This is a genomic window from Calothrix sp. CBUCES-K 9914, from assembly GCF_059640475.1.
Map to the genome: position 1 here is coordinate 1 of NZ_JBXXZH010000358.1, position 7,221 is coordinate 7,221.

Annotated in this window: 9 protein-coding genes and 2 pseudogenes; 8 read left to right on the top strand and 3 right to left on the bottom strand. The window is 37.0% G+C overall.

Annotation, left to right across the window (positions count from 1 at the left end):
• The 5 genes and pseudogenes from AC2JBO_RS41105 to AC2JBO_RS41125 form a co-directional block, all read left to right on the top strand.
• Positions 1–233 (top strand): annotated as a pseudogene (locus AC2JBO_RS41105) (hypothetical protein); the annotation flags it as partial.
• Positions 234–273: 40 nt separating this feature from the next.
• Complete coding sequence (locus AC2JBO_RS41110) at positions 274–2,577, top strand: site-2 protease family protein (RefSeq protein ID WP_496959389.1); 2,304 nt, start codon at positions 274–276, stop codon at positions 2,575–2,577.
• A 211-nt stretch (positions 2,578–2,788) separates the two neighbouring features.
• A complete protein-coding gene (locus AC2JBO_RS41115; RefSeq protein ID WP_496959390.1) occupies positions 2,789–3,025 on the top strand; it encodes a 4Fe-4S cluster-binding domain-containing protein in 237 nt (78 codons plus the stop codon).
• A gap of 119 nt (positions 3,026–3,144) precedes the next feature.
• The gene (locus AC2JBO_RS41120; RefSeq protein WP_496959391.1) at positions 3,145–3,921 is read left to right on the top strand and encodes an RpnC/YadD family protein; all 777 of its coding nucleotides are present in this window, start codon (positions 3,145–3,147) and stop codon (positions 3,919–3,921) included.
• A gap of 152 nt (positions 3,922–4,073) precedes the next feature.
• The gene (locus AC2JBO_RS41125; protein WP_496959392.1) at positions 4,074–4,352 is read left to right on the top strand and encodes a hypothetical protein; all 279 of its coding nucleotides are present in this window, start codon (positions 4,074–4,076) and stop codon (positions 4,350–4,352) included.
• On the opposite strand, the pseudogene AC2JBO_RS41130 reads toward AC2JBO_RS41125, so the two are convergent.
• A pseudogene (locus AC2JBO_RS41130) lies at positions 4,350–4,433 on the bottom strand (DUF4277 domain-containing protein); the annotation flags it as partial. The gene AC2JBO_RS41125 and the pseudogene AC2JBO_RS41130 sit on opposite strands and share 3 nt — an antisense overlap.
• Here AC2JBO_RS41130 and AC2JBO_RS41135 point away from each other — a divergent pair.
• A complete protein-coding gene (locus AC2JBO_RS41135) occupies positions 4,422–5,162 on the top strand; it encodes a calcium-binding protein (protein WP_496959393.1) in 741 nt (246 codons plus the stop codon). The pseudogene AC2JBO_RS41130 and the gene AC2JBO_RS41135 overlap by 12 nt on opposite strands.
• Here AC2JBO_RS41135 and AC2JBO_RS41140 read toward each other — a convergent pair.
• Positions 5,051–5,521: a hypothetical protein gene (locus AC2JBO_RS41140; protein WP_496959394.1), complete on the bottom strand. Its 471-nt coding sequence runs from the start codon at positions 5,519–5,521 to the stop codon at positions 5,051–5,053. The genes AC2JBO_RS41135 and AC2JBO_RS41140 overlap by 112 nt on opposite strands.
• A 268-nt stretch (positions 5,522–5,789) precedes the next feature.
• On the opposite strand from AC2JBO_RS41140, the gene AC2JBO_RS41145 reads away from it, so the two are divergent.
• Both AC2JBO_RS41145 and AC2JBO_RS41150 read left to right on the top strand, forming a co-directional pair.
• Positions 5,790–6,176, top strand: a complete 387-nt coding sequence (locus AC2JBO_RS41145; protein WP_496959395.1) for an RpnC/YadD family protein — start codon at positions 5,790–5,792, stop codon at positions 6,174–6,176.
• Between the two features lie 21 nt (positions 6,177–6,197).
• The gene (locus tag AC2JBO_RS41150) at positions 6,198–6,389 is read left to right on the top strand and encodes a DUF4351 domain-containing protein (protein WP_496959397.1); all 192 of its coding nucleotides are present in this window, start codon (positions 6,198–6,200) and stop codon (positions 6,387–6,389) included.
• Positions 6,390–6,463: 74 nt separating this feature from the next.
• Here AC2JBO_RS41150 and AC2JBO_RS41155 read toward each other — a convergent pair.
• On the bottom strand, positions 6,464–7,221 hold a 758-nt coding region (locus tag AC2JBO_RS41155; protein ID WP_496959396.1), incomplete at its 5' end, for an ATP-grasp domain-containing protein.

Sequence of the window (7,221 nt, forward strand, 5' to 3'; positions counted from 1 at the left end):
GCAAAAGCCATTCTTCCATTTCTTTTGGTTGTTGCCAGTTAAACATTCCTATCATAAAATCATCAAATTGCTGGCAGTTTAACTTTTTAAACCTGTTTCCAGATTACGAAGTTACAGCAACAGACTTTAACACAGCAGCTTGGCTGGTTTATCCTTCTCGTGCTTATATTCCTCCTAAAGTTCGTATATTTACTGATGAAATTAAAAAATACATGTTAATCTACTTACAATAAAAATGGGAATACTAAGCATAGTTTGCTCTTTAACATTGCTATGCAATATATTCTCTACCCCATCGCTATCTTAGTACTTTTCGCTGTTATCAACTATTTAGTGACGTTTTTGTTTATTTTCAAGTCTGTTTTTCGGCGCCCTAAATACGAAATCATTAATAGTAAACAAGTACCAGTATATCTTCAACAATTATTTAAAGGCGCCATTTCTGAACTAGAGCAATTTGGTTTTAAAGCGTGTTGCTATATACAAGTAGAACCCATGCTTCAAATTCACCCACCAACACTGGTAGAAATACTGTTGCATAACCAAGCACTAAATTCGTATGCAAAAATAGGGATTCGCTATCCGTTGGAAGCTGTTAATTTATTTGATATTGAATTTTATACATTTTTTCAAGACGGTAGTTTATTATTGACGATGAATGGTAAAGCTGATGGAGTATTTGGTGAAACGCCTAACTTTACTATTCAAGATGCTTACACAGCAAAAACTCTGGTACAATGGCAGTTACATCAAGATACTGTCGAAAAAATAAATATCACAAAACTTGCAATTGGTTTATCTCCTGATAAATTTGCCATAGCTTTAGAAAAATTTAGCAATAAACATTTAGATTATTTATTTAAAGCAGGCAAACTACGATTAGCTGAGGAAAAAGAATATAGTCCAACATTACAGGTTGCATGGAAAGTTGCTAAGAAATTGGTTGACGGAAAACATAAAGTTACACAAATTCTCAACCATCGCACTAATGCTGCTAAAACTAATCCTGCAATGCGGGTTGATATTCCTGTTGAACTGGAGGTTGAAGGGTTTAAGCGTACAGAAAGTCAGAATAAGGGACTGATTGATGGTAAATTTCGTGCGTGGATGCTGTTTATAAGCTTTGGTTTGTTTGTTGCATCTTATATGCATATGTTTGAAATACATCGCTTGGCAATTTTTGTGCTGGTGATAATGCTACACGAAGCTGGACACTTAATTGCGATGCATTTATGCGGTTATCGTGATACTTCTATGTTATTTTTGCCCTTTTTAGGCGCCGTTGCAACAGCAAGTCAAAAATATGATACTACACTTGCTCAAAATGTCTGGGTTTTACTCGCTGGTCCTTTGCCCGGATTAATTTTGGGAATATTTTTGGCTTTGATCTCTGGTGGTACAAGTGATTTATTTTGGGTAAAAGACACTGCTTGGATGTTAATTGGTTTAAATTTAATAAATTTACTGCCTATTTATCCACTCGATGGTGGTAAGGTGGCAAATTTACTTGTATTTTCACGTTTTGCTTATAGCGATGTTTTATTTAAATTATTTGGTTTATTTGTGCTGGGTTGCCTTTCTATTGCCCAACCTATATTATTAATATTTGTAATTTTAACTTCTTTAAGTATACCACAAAGCTTTCGTGCGGCTAAAGTAAATTCTAAATTACAGCGACTTCTTAAACAAACTAACCCGACTAATCAAGATAACCTTATTAAGAATATATATATATATTTGAAACAATTTGGCTATAATAGCTTACCTGTTGCCAGCAGAAATTTTATAGTTAAAGATATAATGCGACGTTACAGTGAATCACAAGGCAAATGGATAACACGAATTTGTCTAATTGCTTTTTACTGCGGTAGTTTACTTGGAGGATTCACAGGTACTTTGTATGCAATATCGCCAAGTGCAATAACTTTATTAAGTCAAATTCCACATATATTCGAGAATCCACGACAGCACCGTACACGCTTTCTCACTATGCAGAAGCGCGAAATTGAAAAAGCAACAGCAACATTACAAAAAAATCCCAATGATATAGATGCATATATTAAACGTGCGAAAGCATTTAGAGCAATGCGAGATAATAAACGTGCCGCTTCTGACTACAATCATATTGTACGATTACAACCTAATAAAACTCATCATCGTTTTACTCGTGCTTATTTAAATTCTCGACTTGGCAATATTCAAGCCGAAATACAAGACTATGATTATTTATTAAAGATGAATCATAAACCGAATCTTGTTTACGCTCAAAGGGCAGAAGCTAAAACAAAGTTGCGCGATTTCTTTGGCGCCATTGCCGATTATAATGAAGTCATTAAACTCAATCCTAAAATGGCTTGGAATTATATTAACCGTGCTTATGTTTATATTGAGTTAAAAGACTACAAAGGCGCCTTAGCTGATGCAAATAAAGCAATACAACTGGAACCTCAACTACATGACGCTTATGCATTGCGAGGTCAAGTGTATGGTGGGTTGGGAAATGCTAAAGCTGCCAGTATAGATAAACAAAAGGCAATAGCGCTTGAAAAAGTTTGGGAAGAAACACGACAAGATTGAAATATAACAATGAGTGGGATGGGCATCTTTTGCTCAATTGTACTACATTAAGCTGAAATATACTTTATCTATTACTCGCAGGTGCCCTTCGTTGTTCTTTGGCGTTTCAAAAATGTGAACCATTGGTTCACACTTGGATGGGTAGATTAGTTACAGGTGCCTCAAATACCGTAGTTTGAATTGTAGAGACGTTACGTGTAACGTCTCTACAGTGATACATGTCACTACTATCAATCAAGTTCTTTCTTTAATTGATGTCCTTATAGACGGACAATATATGTCAGAACTTAATGACAATAAAGGTACACGTGGTTCATCTAATCAAGTTGTACATTATTTAAGTGGGCGCCATGCTTCAGAAGCTAATCTTTTCACCGAGCGTAAAAGGGATGTAGAAATTCACATGCGAGATGACTCAGTTTTGATGGTAGGTGTACCACCAATCTAGAATTATGCTTTCCTTGGATTCATGCGGATATAGATTGGTCAAAAGGTTATGAATCATTAGATACTGACTTAAGAGAGGTAATTAGAGATGCTGAAATTGGAAATCGAGTTGCAGATAAGTTGGTAAAAGTATGGCTACATGATGGAGAAGAAGTTTTTGTATTAATTCATATTGAAATACAAAGTCAATACCAAAAAGATTTTCCCAAACGAATACATGTTTATAACCATAGGTTGTTTGATAAGAATGATACAGAAGTTATCAGTTTAATAGTTTTGGGAGATGATGATCCTAATTGGCGCCCGACAAGATTTGGTTATTCACGTTGGAAATTTTTTAGCGGTACAAAGTACCCGATGGTGAAGTTATTAGATTTTCAACTGCGATGGAGCGAGCTAGAGCGCTCATTAAATCCATTTGCGGTAGTTATAATGGCACACTTGAGTACTTTGGACACTGCTGGAAAACCAAACCAACGCTTCCAGTCCAAATTAACTTTGGTGCGCGGACTTTATGAACGTGGCTATAATAAGAATCAAATACTGGAATTATTCCGCTTAATCCAGTGGATGATGGTATTGCCAAAACCATTGGAAATGAGCTTTAAACAAGAATTCAAACGTATTCAGGAGGAAGGACGAGTGCCATATATTACAGATATCGAACTTGATGGGATGATGATAAATGCTCGTAAGTCAGTTGTAACTGCTTTAAGAGTGCGGTTTGACACTGTACCAGCATCCATTAGCGAACGTCTTGAGACAATAGAAGATTTAAATGTGCTGGAGAAGCTCTTAGAACAAGCAATTACAACAGTTTCTGTGCAGGAATTTCAAGTCAAGCTAGATGAAATTCCACCATCTGAATCTGATGAGGAAGACTACGACGACTACTAAACAGCCTGCTGTGTTTTGATTAAATATATTTAAATATATATAGAGGCATTACATTGTATTGTCTCTACAATAACAAAATATTTTTATTTAGTTTTTTTATATTTCAATTAGTTAAATGTAACATATAACTCAAGATTAGAGTAAATTTTAAAATGGTAATAGTAGCTCAATATCAGCAAATAATTCAGCAGCTATTACGAGAGTACTGCAGTATTGCTCATCCAAATTTCCAGGTGCAAGATATGAGCCTCCGACTAGCGCCCCAAGCGCGCGTCTACTTAGGACACATGCAAGACCAGTTAACAGGTACATCAAATGGTGGCGCCGTTACTCACGCTACGGGTACAAAAGTTCACGCTGAGTCTTTCGGGTTAGAAGAAGATAATCAAACTCCTACTACTGCGCTTTCTGGTAAACAGCAAACTATATAAATCATTAATTATTTCTACTAATCCAATTGAGTCGATAATTCCTGCAACTATACCTAAGTGGTCGATATTTTGGACTTCGATATCTTTGAGATTATGGGTAACTTTGGAGTTGGTTGGGTAGGAACACCAGACTTTCCAGGTAGTCTAGTCAGCAAAACCTATGGGATGAATGCTGATAAACTACCAAGCACCCTTGATAACAGAGAAATTTACAAACAAATGTACCAAACGTTATTTGGGCAATTAGGTGACCCAAGTGCGATAAATGGTACTGAGGGAGATGACAAATTATACGGTACAGATGCTGGAGATGTATTTATAGGTAAAGGTGGTAATGATACCTTCTTTGCTGGTGAAGGAAATAATCGTGTATATGTTGGAGTTGGCGATAGCATAGTATACACTGGTGCTGGTGACGACGTAATTAGTACCGATGATGGCAACCAACAAATGTATGCAGGTCAAGGTTTTAACCGCATTGCTACCGGACGTGGCAACAGTGTTATCTACAGCGGCGCGGGTAGTGATATTATCAGCGCTTTGGGCGGTAATAACACTGTGTATGCTGCTGAAGGTGACAACTTGGTGCGTACAGGCAATGGTGACAATTTAATATACGCAGGCGCCGGAAATGATTACATCGCAACCGGAAACGGTAAAAACATTATAAAATTTCTATCTTTAACTTTTTTGCTAGTTTACCAAAGCGATAACTGCTCATATTTCTTTACAGGTGTAGGCACATCTAACCAGTCAGGCGCCACCAAGCCATCCTCCAAAAAAATTAATTCTACAGGCACACCAAGATAATAAGCATAAGCAACAGTCAACCAAGTACCAGAACCTTGCCCATTAGGATTTCTACATGGCTTACATCCAGCAGGACATGATTTATTCGCAAACGCATACAACTTGTTATAAGTACCAGCAATTGCATCAATCATTGATTTAGAACGTTTCGCAAATTCATAACGCTCCTTTCCTTGACACACATATATATTTAACTCTTTAGCTAGGCGCCGAGCTTCAATCCTAACCAGTGCATCAACTCCCATCGCATCACCAACATGCCAAGTTGCATCTATTTGAGCAATCTCCTGCAACTTATCCTTAACAATCAAAGCTTGCTCTGAGTTTGTGTATCTTGTTCCAGTAAATGCTATTTCCATATATGACCTTACTGTTCTACTTTCCATAGTATAGAACATAATTACCACAAATATGTATCAACTATATATTTATAAAGAAATTTTATCGACTAAAAATAACCGTATACACAAACTTCTGACCTTAAAGTTAAGGAAGTAATTAATACTGGATTTGAATGGATAAGTCGTGAAAGTGACATTCTCATCCGTGTCGAGACTCCAAAACGTAAAGAATTCCTCGTCCTCAATGAATTGCAACTACGTTATAAATTGAAGATGCGCTCATCGAGTGCGCGCATATACAGCACTAGCTGAAGAGAAATATGATTTGCCAGTTTACCCTGTACTTATAAATATACTCAAAACCAGTGATGCTAAAATACCTACTGCTTTCAAGTCCAAATTTATGGGTTTAATCGCGCGTCAAGATTATCGAGTCATAAACCTCTGGGAAATAGACGCACAAGTTGCCTTTAACAACGCACCCAGTTTACTACCATTCGTACCAGTTCTCCAAAACGGCGCCAATGAAGCGACAATTACACAAGCACTGCGAGTAATGCGTACCTCGGAGCAGTTAGAGCAGTTTGACATGCTTTTAGGTTTTTTTGCTAGCTTTATGTTAGATAAGGCGTTAGTTAAAAACATTATGAGGTTAGATATGGCAATTTTATAAGAGTCTCCTTGGTATCAACAAATTTTAAGTGAAGGTGAGCAAAAGGAGGCTTTTCGCTTTTTAAATCGTCTACTCAATCGAAAATTCGGCACTCTCGACTCATCAATTCTCGAACGTATTCAAGCATTGACAACAGACCAACTTGAAGCGCTAGGAGAAGATTTTATAAATTTCTCGAATATTTCTGATTTAGAGGCTTGGTTAAACCGATAATCAAGAGTTTAACGTCAAACTGTTAATTTTTAGGTCAAAGTGTTTATCTTTGACCTTTTTTACACTTATTCCAGTTAATTAACACGTTGTACTAAAAGTTCTTCCCACCTTGCCCAAATTAAATCAGTATAGTTTGTACTATCAATATTATAGGCGCCGAGTGCAAAACCATCATTCATCTCAACCAAAGCAGTTTGACCAGTATCTAAAACTCCAAAGTCTATTGCATATCCAGCATAAGACTCACCAGCTTTATCCAAAACTTGAATAGCTCTTTGAATCTCCTGAACATCAATTTGAATCGACTTATTACCAGCATACCAATTAATACTTCTAATTTCTGAATGCACAACATAAATACGGTACTCGCTAACCCAAGTCACAACTTCAGAACACAGCAACTTTTCTTGTCGTGACACCCCGTAAACTTGACACAAATCGTACTCAGACTCAAAAACACAACCTGTAAAACGTTTGCGACGAGTTGCTGGTTTGGCAAATATTGCAGGATATCTACCATTTCTTAACCCTAATTCTAATTCTCCAAGCGTTAGGCGCCAAATGCGACGATGTAAAAACTCACTTAAAGAACCAGGATAATCATTTGGTTTTGGTTCAGGAATAGAAAGCTGCTTCAAAGCCAAGGAAATGCAAGACATATCTCCAACAACTAAAGACGTACCATCAAGTGGAAGTTGTCTGCGACGAAGACGTTTTTCTGTATAAAGCGTAATTGGAATTCCACGTTGATGAAGTGAGTCAACAACCAACTGCTCTTCCTCTCGCAGGCGCCCATTACCCTGTTCCTGAATAAACGCTTTATAAATCACGC